Source organism: Pseudomonas sp. IzPS59, from assembly GCF_014863505.1.
GTDB classification, from domain to species: domain Bacteria; phylum Pseudomonadota; class Gammaproteobacteria; order Pseudomonadales; family Pseudomonadaceae; genus Aquipseudomonas; species Aquipseudomonas kribbensis.
This window is the reverse complement of sequence record NZ_CP062251.1, coordinates 2,699,266-2,713,948: the sequence shown is the minus strand read 5'-3', so window position 1 is coordinate 2,713,948 and position 14,683 is coordinate 2,699,266. Positions and strand designations below refer to the sequence as shown.

General features: G+C 59.6%; 12 protein-coding genes. 8 read left to right on the top strand and 4 right to left on the bottom strand.

Features of this window, described 5'->3' with window-relative positions:
- Positions 1-350 precede the first annotated feature (350 nt).
- The 4 genes from IF189_RS12065 to IF189_RS12050 all read right to left on the bottom strand — a co-directional run bounded on the left by IF189_RS12065 (position 351) and on the right by IF189_RS12050 (position 4,476).
- A complete protein-coding gene (locus IF189_RS12065) occupies positions 351-728 on the bottom strand; it encodes a fe2+ zn2+ uptake regulation protein (RefSeq protein WP_134827128.1) in 378 nt (125 codons plus the stop codon).
- Between the two features lie 91 nt (positions 729-819).
- Positions 820-3,024, bottom strand: a complete 2,205-nt coding sequence (locus tag IF189_RS12060; RefSeq protein WP_134827129.1) for a TonB-dependent receptor — start codon at positions 3,022-3,024, stop codon at positions 820-822.
- A gap of 147 nt (positions 3,025-3,171) precedes the next feature.
- Positions 3,172-3,573 carry a ParB N-terminal domain-containing protein gene (locus IF189_RS12055; RefSeq protein ID WP_134827130.1) on the bottom strand — a complete coding sequence of 134 codons (402 nt, stop codon included), beginning with the start codon at positions 3,571-3,573 and terminating at the stop codon, positions 3,172-3,174.
- A 15-nt stretch (positions 3,574-3,588) separates the two neighbouring features.
- Positions 3,589-4,476: an HpcH/HpaI aldolase/citrate lyase family protein gene (locus IF189_RS12050; protein WP_134827131.1), complete on the bottom strand. Its 888-nt coding sequence runs from the start codon at positions 4,474-4,476 to the stop codon at positions 3,589-3,591.
- Between the two features lie 609 nt (positions 4,477-5,085).
- Here IF189_RS12050 and IF189_RS12045 point away from each other — a divergent pair.
- The 8 genes from IF189_RS12045 (at position 5,086) to IF189_RS12010 (ending at position 14,649) form a co-directional block, all read left to right on the top strand.
- A complete protein-coding gene (locus IF189_RS12045; RefSeq protein ID WP_192553385.1) occupies positions 5,086-6,480 on the top strand; it encodes a Y4yA family PLP-dependent enzyme in 1,395 nt (464 codons plus the stop codon).
- A gap of 56 nt (positions 6,481-6,536) precedes the next feature.
- Complete coding sequence (locus tag IF189_RS12040) at positions 6,537-7,538, top strand: cysteine synthase family protein (RefSeq protein ID WP_248739115.1); 1,002 nt, start codon at positions 6,537-6,539, stop codon at positions 7,536-7,538.
- A 28-nt stretch (positions 7,539-7,566) separates the two neighbouring features.
- Entirely contained in the window at positions 7,567-8,715 is a 1,149-nt protein-coding gene (locus IF189_RS12035; RefSeq protein ID WP_192553383.1) for an NAD/NADP-dependent octopine/nopaline dehydrogenase family protein, read from the top strand.
- A 45-nt stretch (positions 8,716-8,760) separates the two neighbouring features.
- Positions 8,761-10,614, top strand: coding sequence for an IucA/IucC family protein (locus tag IF189_RS12030; RefSeq protein WP_134827135.1), 1,854 nt, complete (start codon positions 8,761-8,763; stop codon positions 10,612-10,614).
- A 13-nt stretch (positions 10,615-10,627) separates the two neighbouring features.
- Positions 10,628-11,872 (top strand): MFS transporter, encoded by a 1,245-nt coding sequence (locus IF189_RS12025; protein ID WP_134827136.1) that lies wholly within the window; start codon positions 10,628-10,630, stop codon positions 11,870-11,872.
- Between the two features lie 14 nt (positions 11,873-11,886).
- A complete protein-coding gene (locus tag IF189_RS12020; RefSeq protein WP_192553382.1) occupies positions 11,887-13,071 on the top strand; it encodes an aminotransferase class V-fold PLP-dependent enzyme in 1,185 nt (394 codons plus the stop codon).
- Positions 13,072-13,155: 84 nt separating this feature from the next.
- On the top strand, positions 13,156-13,671 hold the full coding sequence (locus IF189_RS12015) for a sigma-70 family RNA polymerase sigma factor (protein WP_085708459.1): 516 nt from the start codon (positions 13,156-13,158) through the stop codon (positions 13,669-13,671).
- Entirely contained in the window at positions 13,672-14,649 is a 978-nt protein-coding gene (locus tag IF189_RS12010) for a FecR domain-containing protein (protein WP_134827138.1), read from the top strand. It abuts the gene before it with no gap.
- Positions 14,650-14,683 lie beyond the last annotated feature (34 nt).

The window sequence follows — 14,683 nt, the reverse complement described above, 5'->3', positions numbered from 1 at the left end:
AAGTCATGCCAGCCATTACATGGCCATTACCCATCAAGGGCTTACGAATCTCGCGTGAGAATTTTCCATTCTTTGCTGTAGGAAACAGCGAAAAAGTGCGCAAGAAGTTGCGCAGTACTGTGCAACTTCTTGCGCACTTGGCTGGAGGCCTTGATCGGCAAGGCCTGCCGGGGTTTTGACCGTGGTTTTATTACGGACAACTGCGCAACTTTTTGCGCAGCTCAGTAATTTCGATCGGCTCCACTGAAACAGGGAAACCGTACATAGATAACGGTCCGATCAATCCCCAAAACGACAAAACCACCTGCTGCTAAACAGATGGTCTTGATCTGGCTGAACACAACCGAATGTCACCGGCCAGCATGCTGCTCGAGCAGCGAGAACGCTTCACCGGTAAACCGATAACTCTTGTCCGGCTGAAACACGATAACGCCCTCCTCGCACAAACGCTTGAGCACTTCCCTCACGCTGACGAACTGAATACCGCTGACAAACGCCTGCAGATATCCGTGCACTCCCCGCCCGCCAACGGCGCGTCCTTCCCGTGCGGCAACCAGCAAGGCATCGATCACCTTGATCCGGATCAGGCTGGTGCGCAGCCCGTAATAATGCAGCAGTTCACGGATGTGCTCATTGGTGCTGCGCTCGAAATCGAAGGCCCGCTGACCTTTCGCCAATGAGAACTGCGATTGCTTGCCAGAGGACGTCGATGCCGGGCTGGTTAACATTCGAATGCTCCTTTTTATGATCAGCCGCTGTGCGTAGCTATATATAGAAGAAGACGCACTCGACAGCCCCGCCATCAAGTGCACCCCCCGATCAGAAGTCGACGGTCGCCGACAACTGCAACGTGCGTGGATAACCCGGGGAGAACGCGCCGTAGGACGCAACGCCCGACCAGTACTCACGATCAAACACGTTCTGCACCGTGGCGCGGAATGTCGTTGGCCGACCTTCGATTTTGGTGGCGTAACGGGCGCCGGCGTCGATGCGGGTCCAGGATGGCAGCTCCTGAGTGTTGGCCTGATTGACGTATTGGCTGTCGGTGTAGATCGCGCCGCCGGTCAGGGTGAAACCTTCGACCCACGGGGTATCCCACTCGGCCCAGAGGTTGGCCTGCACATCCGGCACGCCCACCGGTTTGTTGCCACGGTTGGCGGCGGTGGCCGAATCCGTCAGTTCGCCGTCGAGCAAGGTCACGCCGCCCATCAGGCGAGTGCCCGGCGCCACTTCGCCGAACATGCTCAACTCGACGCCACGGTTACGCTGCTCGGCCTGCACCGAGAACACGTTGCCGGCGCCGATTTCGCCGCTCGGTTTCTCAATCTGGAACAGCGCCAGGGTAGTCATGAAAGTGCCGTGCTCGTACTTCACACCGATTTCATGCTGCTTGGATTTGTAGGGTGCGAAGGTTTCACCGGAGTTGGCTGCCGTGCCGGGAGCGATGTCGCCTTTGCTCAGACCTTCGACATAGTTGTAATACAGCGAGACGTCTTCCCACGGTTTGACCACCACGCCCGCCAGCGGTGTGGTGGCGCTGTCGTCGTAACGGGAACTGACCGAACCGGATGCGCTGTAGTTACGCGACTCAATGTCCTGACGGCGCACGCCGAGGGTCAGTTGAATCCGGTCATCGAGAAAACCCAGGGTGTCGGTCAGCGCGACGCCGGACAGTTCCGATTCGGAAATGCGCAGCACCTTCGGCGAGTTGATGTACTGCTTGGGCACGTCCACCGGGTGGTAGATGTTCGAGCGGATTTCCGTGCCGTTGTTGATGCCACGGGACAGCTCGTCCTGATAACGGGTCGCCATGATCGTGGTGGTGTGAGTGACCGGACCGGTGGCGAACAGCGCGCGCATCCCCACATCAGCCGTTGAACGATCGACGTTGAACTTGTAGTAGCCGGGAATATTGCTGGTGTCGCCGGCGTCGTTGAGGATTCGCGGCACCTGGTCGGACATGCGCTTGACGTCGGAGCGACCGCCGCCGGCGTGGGCGAACACGGTCAGGTTGTCGTTGAGGTCGTACTCGCCGCCGAGCAATGCCGACTGCTCCTTGGTGTCCGACCAGCCCCAGTCCTGCGGCAGGTTGGTGCGGCCGTTCGGCGCCGATGGAACCTTCACGCCCGGCGCGATGGTGAACGGTCGCGAGGCCGCGTCGAAGCTCTCTTTCTGGCTGATGTAATCCAGGTTCAGGCGCAGCCGTTCGCCCTTGTAATCGAGGGCGATGGCACCGATGTCCAGCGCACGCTCCTGATTGTCGATCGCGGTATCGCCGCCCTGGGTGCTGCCGTTGAAACGGATGCCGAACTGGTTCTCGCTGCCGAAACGCCGGCTGACGTCCAGATGCCCGCCAACTTGCGAGTCGGACGCGTAAGTGCCGGTGAAGCGGGTCAGATCTTCGTCCAGCGGCCGTTTGGGCACGATGTTGATCACGCCGCCGACGCCGCTGTTTGGCGAAATCCCGTACATCAGCGCGCCCGGCCCTTTGAGCACTTCAACGCGTTCGGCGTATTCGGTGAATACCCGGTAGTTGGGGGCCACGCCGTACACACCGTCGTAGGCCAGTTCGCCGAGGTTGCCCTCGCCGATCGCAAATCCGCGAATGAAAAACGAGTCGACGATCCCGCCGGTCTGCCCGGTGGAACGCACCGAAGGGTCGCGCTCCAGTGCGTCGGCCACGGTCACCGTTTGCAGGTCGGCGAGGGTTTTGGCGGTGTAGCTGGTCACGCTGAACGGTGTGTCCATCACGTCCTTGTTGCCCATCATCCCCAGCCGCGCGCCCCGGGCGACCTGGCCACCGGCGAGCACTTCCGGCAAGGCGGTCGCGCCGTTGTAACTGGCGTTGACGTTGGTGGTGTCCAGCGTCAGGCCTTCCGTGGTAACGGTGTCCTGTTGCTCGGGTTGCTTGGGGTCTGCTGCCCAGACAGTGGCGCTTCCTGCGGCCAGAATAGAACTCAGCATGGCGGTGCGAATAGCCAGGGTTAACGCGCGTTCACTGCAAGGTCGACGTGCAACAGACATGACGATGGGGTCCTTCTCGAATGGCTGAAAATGGTAATGACTCCTATTTGCCAGCCAGCAATCGAAAAAGTATCAGCGCCGTCGGAATTTTTTTGGCGATCGGTTTGCGCGGAGGATGGGCGGGAGAAGCCCACCCTCCGACACAGGTCAGTCGTACAGGCATTGCAGCGGAATGGAGACCACCGGCAGCGCGGGATCGAACGCGTGCCGGGTAGTCTTGTACGGGAACAGTTCGCCGCGCTCGATGGTGGTGAAAATCCGCGCCACCTCGAACGCCTGCCCGGTTTGCCAATGCCGTACACAGACACGCGGATCGGCGTAATCGAGCTGGATGCACGGCACCCGTTTCAACCCCAATGCCCGCGCTGCGTTGAACCGGTGATTGCCGTCCATCACGATGCCCCGGGAGCGCTCGACGATGATCGGCTCCAGCCAGTGCCCGGCCTGGATGATCGCCTCGCGCAGCCGTTGCACGTTGAGCGGATCGACCTGTTCGGATTGCCGCACGTCGCACAGTGGACGCAGGGCAATCTGGTAACCATGTCCCATGATTCGTCCCCCGTTTCAGCAGGCATCCGCATTGGCGACCAGCGCGTACTGGCTGGCCATGTCCCGCAAGCGTTGCGCCTGTTCGATGAGCGGCAGATCGACCATTTCGCCGTCCACCTGCACCGCATGACTGCCCCCGGCCACGGCGGTCAGGACCCGATCAGCCCACGCCAGTTGGCGGGCGCTGGGCAGGTAGGCTTTCTGCACCGTGGCGATTTGCGACGGATGGATACACAACTTGGCGCCGAACCCCAGCGACCGGGCATAACGCGAGTCGCGCTCGACCAGTGCCATGTCGCTGATGGCCGGGGTGACACCATCGATCGGCGCCGGCAATCCGGCAACCCGCGACGCCAGCACGATGCGATTGCGGGCGAACAGAAACGCTTCGGGAATCTGGCTGCAGTCGATGTCCAGGGAGAAATCCAGCGAGCCGAATGCCAGCCGCGCCAGGCCGGGAATCGCGGCAATCGCCTCGACCTGATGCAAGCCCTTGGCGGTCTCGATGATGGCGACGATTTGCAGGTCGGGGTTCCACTCCAGCAGACGCTCGACCACGCGGGACAGGCTCTCGGGGCACTCGGCCTTGGGCAGGAAAATCCCTGCGCAGCGCTCGGGGTAGCGCATGTCGCCCAGCCAGGTCATGTCCTGGCGAAACAGCGAACTGCCGACGCTGTTCAGGCGGATGTAACGCTGGCAAACGGTTTCGGGCGTGCTCTGCTGCCAGGCCCAGATCGACGCCCGGGCCACGGCTTTGCTGTTCGGATGAACGGCGTCTTCGAGGTCGAGAATGATCGCGTCCGGCCCGGCCTCGACCGCTTTGGAAAAGCGCTCCGGCCGGTTACCGGGAACGAACAGGTAGCTGATGGGAAGCGTGGCGTTGGTGCTGTGACGAACAGTCATCGGGACTCTCCTGAGCGTGCTTCAGTCGTGGGTTTTCAAAAAAATTCGAACACCTGTTACAGAGGAAAAAACGGGTTGAATCCCGGTGTCTTGAATCAACCGTCAACACCTTGAATAACAAGGCGTTGACGGTTTTTAAAATCAACACGCGAGCGCTTACTTGAGCATGCGAACAAACGGCTTCGCACTCCCCTGTTGTGTGTGTTCATTCAAAAATATTTGAAAACCTTACTTGATAATCGTTCCTGTTCGCAATATTGTTCGAGCCGCTGACAGGGTCAGAATTCAAATCGAGACCTGAAATTTTGTTCACGAAAAGTTCGGCGCAATGATGTCATTTACATGTCAGGTAATGGCACTTCAAAAGAGACAAGGCCACCACTCATTGGCCTTCTCCTTGCCTGCCTGAACCTTAAGGAGTGGGGTTCTCATGAAACAGTTTTGTGAAAATTTTATGAAAGAACATACCCCGTGTTTATTTGCAGAGTGGATCTGTCATCCGCCTCCACCTCTTTAAACACTCGTATCTGACGAACAGCAAGAACACAAAAATCGATAACGATTAGTTGTCGACCTGCATATGGCGATTATCGACGCCAGAGGTTTTCTATGCCTGAATTAATTGCGCCGCCAACTAAAGAAACAACAGAAGCTCAATATCCAAAAGTGCTGAAACCGTTAATCGACCCTGTTATCGACAATCTACTTAAACATTCTCCGGAAAAACTTGTTGAACTCGTTAACCAACATGGTTCCCCGCTGAATCTGGTATGGCCACATGCATTTGAGGCCAACGTTCAGGCGCTGCAATCGGTGTTGAAACGACACGACGTTGACTACGCGATTTTCTACGGAGCAAAAGCCAACAAGTCGCAATGCCTGCTTGCTGCCGCATCGGCTTCGGGCATCGGCACCGACGTGTCGAGCCTGTTTGAGCTGCAAGCTGCACTGCGCGCCGGAACGCCGGCGGAACATTTGTGTGCGACCGGGCCGGCCAAAACGGCAGCGTTTCATAGCGCACTGTTGCAAGGCGGATCGCTGATTTGTGTGGACTCACTGGAAGAGTTCAGCCATCTCAAGGCGTTGCTCGACACTTCGCAACCACCGGCCAAAGCCCGGATTCTGCTGCGTTACAGACCGACAAGTTGCCCGGCGAGCCGCTTCGGAATGGGCGCCGAGGGTTTGTTTCAGTGCCTTCAATACCTGGTCGAACAGCGTGAGTCGTTCCACTTCGAAGGCTTCCATTTCCACCTCGGCGGCTACGGCTACGAAACCCGGGTACAGGCTTTCCGTGAAGTCACCGGCTTCATCGATGCAGCAAGGGAAATGGGCCTCGACCCGGTCATGATCGACATCGGTGGAGGCCTGCCGATGCGCTATGTCGACCCGCAGGATTACAACAGTTTTCTGCAGAACGACAACAATCCGGGTCATTATCAGAACCGTCGAGTTCCCGACGCTTATTACCCTTACGGAAGCAGTTTGACCGCTTGCCAGTGGCTGGAGTTATTCCTGGAGTCGGATCACTCCTCGGAAAAAACCATTGCCGGTTACTTGAAGAGCCAGAATATAAAACTGGCACTGGAGCCGGGCCGAAGCCTGGTGGATCAAGCAGCCATTTCAGTATTCCGCATCACCCGAACCAAACAACTGGCGGACAACAAAGTTGTGATCTTTGCCGAAGGCAGCAGTTTCAGCGCGTGTGAAACCTGGTTCTCCTCTGAATATCTTGTCGATCCAATCCTTATTACATCGAAAGAATCAAAACCTGTTCCGATGCAAGCCTACATCGCCGGCCATAGTTGCCTGGACGATGATGTGATCACTCACCGCCTTATCAACTTCGATACATCGCCAAAAACCGGCGATTTATTGATCTACGCCAACACCGCCGGCTATCAGATGGACTTGCTGGAAAATGAATTTCATCGCCACCCGCTGCCACGGCGACTGATGGCGACATGTTGTACGGAAGGTAACTACGCATTCACACCTGACTATTAAGGGAAGACGTCCAGATGATACTGAATAAAGTTTCGGATCTTATTGGCAATACACCAATGTTGGGCATCGATGTTCCGGATACCAACGCCCGGCTTTTGCTCAAGATAGAGAAGAACAACCCCGGCGGCAGTATTAAAGACCGTATGGCGCGAAACATGGTTTTAGCGGCGCTCAAGTCCGGAAAGTTGAAACCCGGTGGCGTAGTCGTTGAATCATCCTCCGGCAATACCGGCATCGGCCTGGCCATGGCGGCTGTGGAGTTCGATCTGCATTTCATTGCCGTGGTCGATCACCATGCGGCGCAAGACAAGATTGCGGTGATGAAGGCACTCGGTGCCGAGATTCGCTTTGTCGCCGGAACCTATCGGGAAGACGAAGTGGCTGTGGTCGAGCGTCAGCGGCTGGCTGCCGAACTGGCCTCGCAGATCCCCGGCGCAGTGTTCATGAACCAGTCCGACAACGCGGCCAACGCCGGCGGCTACAGCGATTTCGTCCGTGAAACCATCGCCCAGGCCGGTGGCCACATTGGCGCGTACGTCGGTTGCGTCGGCACCGGCGGCTCGATGACCGGCATCGCACGGGGCCTGAAACTGCACAACCCGGACATCGTCACCGTCGCCGTCGAGCCGGCCGGCTCCATTGTCTTCGGTCATCCCGGCTATCCGTATTACCAGTCGGGAACCGGTACTCCCGCCGGCGACACCGTCGGCCTGGTGCTCGACTACAGCTGTATCGATCTGGGCTTGCAAGTCACCGATTCCCAAGCCTTCGAAACCGCCCGCTACATCGCGCGCAATCTGGCCCTGCTGGTCGGCGGCTCGACCGGCGGTGCGATCTACAAGGCGCTGGAGCTGATTCACAAAGGCACGTTGACCGGCAATGTCGTGGTGCCGATTGCCGACGGCGGCGAAAAATACCTGCACACCGTGTTCGACGACAAATGGCTGGAAGAGCGGGACCTGCTGGACCCGGGCGTAGCACCACAACTGGATAACTGGCTGGGCAAGACCCGCTGGCTCGAATCCGACGCCACTCCCCTGCAATTGAGCGTCGCCTGACACGTCTCCCACACAGGAAAGTCTCTGTATGAAACCGCTGAAAGTCGCTATCTGCGGCGCAGGCCGGACTGGGCATCTGAACGCCATCCTGTTCAAGCAGTTGCCTAACGTTCAGGTCTCGATGCTCACCAACAATAAGGAGGTGGTCGATAGACACCTCGCCAACCTGCCGATGCAGGCGCTGATGCCGGACGGCTCGACGCTGAGCGCGCGACCGGACCTGGTCAGCACCGACGCCAGCGTCGTGGTGGCCGACGCCGACATCGTGATCATCACCGTACCGGCCCACGCTCGACCGCAAACCCTGCAAGCCATCGCGCCGCATTTGAGCGCGAGCAAACCGGTGTACGTCGGCGCGATTCCGGGATTCTGCGGCTTCGACTGGCTGGCGGAAGCCACGCTGGGTGACCATTCGAACGTAGTGATCTGGGGCATGAAGGATGTGCCACACACCGCGTTCGATCTGAAGCCGGGCGTGTCGGTGAAGATGGGCGGCGGCAAGAGCCAGCTGTATGTCGCGATGCACGACCGGGAATCAGCGCAATCACGGCAGCACCTGGAGGACATCCTCACGACGCTGTACGGCCCCTGCGTGACGATGCTCGACCACTACCTGGAGATCACCCTGACACCGGGCAATCCGATCATGCACAGCTCGGTGATTTACGGGTTGATCGGTCCCTACGGCCAGTGGCATCGCAAGATCTTCCCGCAGCGCATGTGCTGGTGGACCGAGTGCCCCGAACTGGGCGCCTATTTTCTGGAACGCATGGATCAGGAAAGCCAGGAACTGTGCAACGTGATCAGCCAGCGCATGGGCATCGATCTGTCGTCGGTCAAATCCCTCAAGCAGGAAATCGTCGAGGCCTACGGCGAGCAGATCCGCGATCAGAGCAGCATGTTGTCGATCCTGCGCACCAACCAGGCCTACAACGACATCCTCGCCCCGATGATTCCGGCCGACGACAACCGCGCCGGCTACGTGATCGAGCGCGAAAGCCGTGCCTTCAACGAAGACGTCGCCTACGGCCTGGTGCTGCTGGTGGAAATGGCCCGGCGTTTCGAACTGAAAGTCCCCTACATCGAAGAAGTCCTGCAATGGAGCGTTTCCTACATGCAGGGTTTGCGCGACTCGGCGCTCGACTACTTCCCCCGCCATTGGCCGCGCACGGCGTGAGCGGATTCAACATTTCATTAATTTCTCGACGAGCAGATAGCTGATATGGATGATTTCAAGACACTCATCGCCTACTCCCGCAAGAACGCCCTGCGACGGATGATCCGTTGCCTGTTTGCCGAAAACATTCTGGATCGCTCGGGGCTGCGTTTCTCCGAGGCCGGCAACGAAGCCACCTACGCGCTGAAAGACGGCCGCTCCCATGTGTTCTTTTCCAACATCGCCAAGGGCCCGGCCGACACTGTGGTCAATGACGGCGATGTGGTTCTGGTGACCGATGAAGGCGTACGCCAGGTGATTCACACCCATCACGATTTGCTGGATGTGCTGCGCGACAGCTTCGATTTCGAGCCCACCGATGAAGGCATCGCCGGGCTCAAGTCGGACATGGAAAACAGCCTGATGAACGACGCCCACGCCCGTCAGCATCGTCAGCAATGGAACGCACGCCTGGCCGCCGCCGCCCGGGAACAAGGCCTCGACAGCCTGACCGATTACCTGCGCCAGCACGCCAGCACCAAGGACGCCGCAATCCTCCTCGACCAGTGGGGTTCGCTGGAAGGTCACCCGTACTATCCGACCTGGAAAGCCCGCCCGGGCCTGAGCGACGAAGAAGTCGAGCAACTGTCGCCGGAATTCAACGCCCAGGTGCCGCTGCGCATTGCCGCGCTGCGGGCCGACATGGCGAAAAGCGAAAGCATGCCCCACGTCACCGACTACCACACCTGGTTCGCCAGCAACTTCCCGACTCAATGGGAGCAATGGAAAGCGTCGCTCAACGACAAGGGCCTCGACGAATCCGAGTGGTTGCCACTGCCGATACACTCCTGGCATTTGCAGGCTTACGTGCTGAAAAATTTCGCGGCGGAAATCGCAGAAGGCATCCTGATCACCGACGGCCCGGACATCCAGACCCTGCCGACCATGTCGTACCGCACGATGATGCCGGTGCTCAAGGAGAGCGCGCCGCTGATCAAGTTGCCGATTGCCGTGTGGATGACCAGCGAGCTGCGCAGCCTGCAGGCCAAGTCGATCCACATGGGGCCACGTATCAGCACGGTCATCACGAAAATCCTCGAGGTCGAAAACGGTTTCGGGCAGCGCCTGGAAATCTTCCCGGAAGAAATCGGTGTGCGCTACAAGAACGCGATCACCCAGGATGACCACCCCGGCCGGCATCTGTCGGTGGTGTTCCGTGCCAGTCAGCAAGCGTTCGAGCGTACCGATGAGTGTCTGCCGATCACCGTGGCGTCGCTGTTCACTCGCTTGCCGGGCAGTGGTCGCCCGCTGTTCACCGAGTTGATCGAGCGCGATGGCGTTCGGGCCAATACCGCTCAGATTGAAGAGTGGTTCCGCCAGTACGCCAAAGTGGTCACCCACCCGGTGGTGGCGATCTACTTGATGTACGGCATCGGTCTCGAGGCGCATCAGCAGAACACGATGGTGCTGTTTTCCCCGGATGGCAAAGCACGTAGTCTGCTGATCCGTGATTTCGGCGACGGCAGGACCTACGCTCCATTGCTGGAGGGACGCGGCTACACCCTGCAACCCCACGTGCAGCCGGGCATTCTGCCAACGGTGTTCGAAGGCGATATCGAGCCGGTGCGCATGTTCGTGCTGGACGCGGCGTTCCTCACGCACCTGCATGAAATGGCGCTGTGGCTGACCAAGGAGTACGCGCTGGACAACAACCGGATGTGGGAGATTCTGCGTGAAGAGACCGAGCAGGCTTTTACCGCGGTGCGCGAGCGTGTCGCGCCGGATCTGTGGGAAGTCGAACGCAAGGCCTTCCTCAATGATCCGTGGCCGACCCGTTCGTTGTTGCGCATGCACATGATGCAGTACTCCAACTACCGGATTCAGCACACGCTGACCAACCCGCTCAATGTCGTTCAATAACCGAGGCTGACCCATGACCCATGCAGGTGCCATCGCGGGTTCGCGCGTAAGAGTCCTGATTTATCTTCTGTTCGCGATCCAGCTCATTTCGATGGGTGCGATGGAAATGAGCGGGCCGTTCTGGCCCGTCCACCTGCGTGGGCTGACCTCGTCAGACTCGCTCTTCAGCTTCGCCAGCATCGCCGTGTACGTCGGGCCGATGCTGGGCATTATTCTGACCAGTGCATTCTGGGGCCGTATCGGTGACCGTTACGGCCACAAGTTGATGATGATCCGCGCCCTCGCCGGCCTGTCATTGACCCAGCTTGGGCTGGCCCTGTGCAGTGACATCTGGGTGATCCTGATCCTGCGCTTCCTGCAAGGCGCCTTCGCCGGCTACATCGCCCCGGCCCAGGCGTACGGCGTGAGCATCGAAGCGCCTTCGCGACGGGCGCGGCTGTTCGCGATCCTGCAGATTTCCACCAATGTCGGCTCGTTGCTCGGTGCGGTGGTCGGTGGGTTGATCCTCGATTACGCGACGTTCTTCTGGATCAACATGATCGCGGCGGTGTTGTGCGCGATCTGCACCGTGGTCGCGGCCGTGACATTGCCGGACGTGCCGCCAGTTAAGAAAGCACCGGTTGCCGATAAAGAAGCACCAGTCAGCCACAAAACCAGCGTCTGGCAAGGCACGCCCCTGCTGTCGCTGCTGGGTGTCATGGGTATCTTGCTGCTGGCACGGATGCTGCCGCAGACGTCGTTCTCGCTGTATGTCAGCTCGGTGTTCGAGGTCAGCAATTCGGTGGTCGGGCTGTGTTATGGCTTGCTGGCGCTGGGCTTCATTCTGTCGGCAACCGCGTGGTCGCGTTACTTCGAGCACCGTAGCCAGCAGGACACCTTGCAACGCATCACTTACGTTGTCATTGGTTGCATTGCGCTCACGGCACTGGCCGGCATCACGCGCAATCCGATCGTGTTCGTCGGCGTCTACTTCATCTGGGGCGTCTTGCTGGGCGCCACGACGCCGGTGCTGATGGCCCTGATCTCCAAGACTGCCGACAGCTCGCGTCAGGGCTACGTGCTGGGCATTGCCCAAAGCACTGCACAATTTGCGTCCATCGCCGGCATCTCGGCCGGCGGGCTGCTGAGCCAGGTCTATGGTTTGCAGTACACCTACCTGTTTGTCTGCCTCGCCTACATCCTCGCGCTGATTCCCATCGTTGCGTTGCGCTATCGGCCCATGGTCATGCAACCGAGCCAGATCCCGCCGGGCGACTGATCAAGGAGTTTGCATTGAACATTGAACAACTGCGCGCCGACACATCGGGTGTCGGGCAACTGATTCACTTCAACAATGCCGGTGCGGCGCTGATGCCTGACCCGGTGATCGAGGTGATGACCCGTCATCTGCAACTTGAAGCCCGGATCGGTGGATACGAGGCCGCCGGGCAGCAATCCGTTGAAGTGGAAAATGTCTATGAAGACATCGGCCGACTGATCAACGCCCGCCCCGAAGAAATCGCGGTGATCGAGAATGCGACCCGCGCCTGGGACATGGCTTTCTATTCATTGCCGCTGCGGCCCGGCGATGTGGTGCTGACATCGACCACCGAATACGCCGGCAACTACATTCCCTATCTGCAACTCAAGCAGCAGCGCGGGATCGAGATCAGGGTCATTCCCAACGATGAACAGGGCCAGGTGTCATTGCCAGCGCTGCGGGACATGCTCGGCGATGATCGGGTTGCCCTGGTGTCGCTGCCGGTGATCGCTACCAATGGCGGCCCGGTGCAGCCCATCGAACAGATCGGCGCCCTCGCCCGTGCCGCCGGAGTTCTGTTTCTGCTGGATGCCTGTCAGGGCGTCGGACAGATGCCGATCGATGTACAGAAAATCGGCTGCCATATGCTCGCTGCCACCAGCCGAAAATACCTTCGCGGCCCACGGGGCATGGGGTTTCTCTATGTCGAGAAAACTTTGTGCGAAAACCTTGAGCCGGCGTTTCTCGACCTGCACTCGGCTTCATTGCTGACCCCGGACACCTTCAAAATTCGCGGCGATGCCCGACGCTTCGAAAACTGGGAATGCAACGTCGCGGCGAAACTGGGCATGGGCGCGGCGACCCGTTACGCCATGGCGCAAGGCATCGAGCCCATGTGGCAGCGCATTCAACAATTGTCGGCGCACCTGCGCAATCGTCTGGCCGATGTGCCCGGAGTTACGCCGCAGGACATGGGCGCCATCAAGTCGGGCATCGTCACCTTCACCTGCCAGAACGCCAGCGCGGCGCACGTCAAGGAGTGGCTGGCCGGCCAGGAAAAACGCATCAACGTCACCACCTCGACCTTCCGCTCGACGATGCTCGACATGCAGCAGCGGGACCTGCTGGAAGTCAGCCGCGCATCGCTGCACGCCTACAACACCGAGGCCGAAATCGACGCCATGGTAAACGCGTTGTTGAGAATGCCCCGCAGCTGAAAACGGATGCTGATTCGCGCTTGCGTCACGGGCTCTTTGTACACTAGCATTGGGAATACTTCTCAATTGCAAAACACTGCAGCCATGAGCGAAACCCTTCCCGCGAACAACGACAACCATCTGCGCGTGATCGAAGCGCTGTACAGCGGCCATCACGGCTGGCTGTACAACACGCTGAAGAAAAAACTGGGTAACGCCATGGATGCGGCGGATCTGGCGCAGGACACCTTCACCCGGATCCTCGCCTCCCAGGTCACGGCCATCGAACAACCCCGGGCTTACCTGAGCTGCGTGGCCAAAGGCATTCTGATCAACTGGTATCAGCGCAAGGCACTGGAACGCGCCTACCTCGATGCCCTCGCGCATTTGCCGGCGCCGGAAGTGCCCTCGCCCGAGCTGCGCTTCGTGGTGCTGGAAACCCTGCACGAAATCGACGCCATGCTCGACACCCTCCCGCCGCTGGTCAAACGCGCGTTCCTGCTGTCGCAGATCGGCGGCTTGAAATACGCCGACATCGCCGAGCAGCTGGACGTCTCGCTGATCACCGTCAAGCGCTACATGAAACAGGCTTTCGTGCAGTGCCTGATGCTGGTGGAATGAATGCTCACGCGTCGCAATGAACCGCCGCTCGATCCGAAAATCCTCGAAGAAGCCGCCGAGTGGCTGATGCGCCTGAGCGAAAACGACCTCAGTGAAACCGAGCGTGCGGAATGGGAATACTGGAAAGTCAGCAGCCCCGAGCGCAATCGGGCGTGGGCTCGCGCCCAATTGCTGCAAAGCAAGTTTGGCGGCCTGCCACCGGCGCTGGCGATGTCGGCGCTGGATCGCCCGAGCAACCCGGAACGCCGCGCAGCCCTCGGCAAACTGGCCTTGCTGCTCGCAGCGGTGCCCGCCGGTTGGGGCAGCTGGAAACTGGCGCAATCGCAGCAATGGTCCGCCGATTACCACACCGCCGTCGGCCAGCGCCGCGAACTGACCCTGGCCGACGGCTCGCACATCACCCTGAACACCGACACGGCCATCGACGTCCTGTTCGACACCCGGCAGCGACTCATCAATCTGCGCGAAGGCGAAATCCTCGTGCAGACCGCGCCGGACACCGCCGCGCAGCCTCGGCCCTTTCTGGTCAGCACCCGGCAGGGCCGGATGCAGGCGCTGGGCACGCGCTTCACCGTTCGTGAATGGCAGCCGCGCACCCAGCTCGCGGTCCTCGAAGGCGCCGTCCAGGTCGAATTGGCCGACAACCCTCAGCACGCGCCGATCATCGTCAACGCAGGGCAACGCACCGACTTTTCATCACAGGCCTTTGGCTCACTGAACCCGACCGATCGCAACGTCGGCGCCTGGACCCAGGGCATGCTGATGGCCGACAAGATGCGCCTGGCGGATTTCGTCGTCGAACTGGCGCGCTATCGCCGGGGTTTCGTGCGTTGTGACCCGGCCATTGCCGACTTGCGCATTTCCGGAGCCTTTCCCATCAGCGATACCCAGCGCTCGCTGAACATGCTGGCGCAGACCTATCCCGTGCACGTTTCCGGACACTTGAGCGGTTACTGGGTGACGCTCTCACCCGCCTGAGCAAAAAAATCACCGCACAGGTGATACTTTTTTT

Excerpts from the sequence above, each read along its gene's own strand:
- IF189_RS12065 (WP_134827128.1), bottom strand. The coding sequence starts at position 728 with ATGTTAACCAGCCCGGCATCGACGTCCTCTGGCAAGCAATCGCAGTTC.
- IF189_RS12060 (WP_134827129.1), bottom strand. The coding sequence starts at position 3,024 with ATGTCTGTTGCACGTCGACCTTGCAGTGAACGCGCGTTAACCCTGGCT.
- IF189_RS12055 (WP_134827130.1), bottom strand. The coding sequence starts at position 3,573 with ATGGGACATGGTTACCAGATTGCCCTGCGTCCACTGTGCGACGTGCGG.
- IF189_RS12050 (WP_134827131.1), bottom strand. The coding sequence starts at position 4,476 with ATGACTGTTCGTCACAGCACCAACGCCACGCTTCCCATCAGCTACCTG.
- IF189_RS12045 (WP_192553385.1), top strand. The coding sequence starts at position 5,086 with ATGCCTGAATTAATTGCGCCGCCAACTAAAGAAACAACAGAAGCTCAA.
- IF189_RS12040 (WP_248739115.1), top strand. The coding sequence starts at position 6,537 with ATGTTGGGCATCGATGTTCCGGATACCAACGCCCGGCTTTTGCTCAAG.
- IF189_RS12035 (WP_192553383.1), top strand. The coding sequence starts at position 7,567 with ATGAAACCGCTGAAAGTCGCTATCTGCGGCGCAGGCCGGACTGGGCAT.
- IF189_RS12030 (WP_134827135.1), top strand. The coding sequence starts at position 8,761 with ATGGATGATTTCAAGACACTCATCGCCTACTCCCGCAAGAACGCCCTG.
- IF189_RS12025 (WP_134827136.1), top strand. The coding sequence starts at position 10,628 with ATGACCCATGCAGGTGCCATCGCGGGTTCGCGCGTAAGAGTCCTGATT.
- IF189_RS12015 (WP_085708459.1), top strand. The coding sequence starts at position 13,156 with ATGAGCGAAACCCTTCCCGCGAACAACGACAACCATCTGCGCGTGATC.
- IF189_RS12010 (WP_134827138.1), top strand. The coding sequence starts at position 13,672 with ATGCTCACGCGTCGCAATGAACCGCCGCTCGATCCGAAAATCCTCGAA.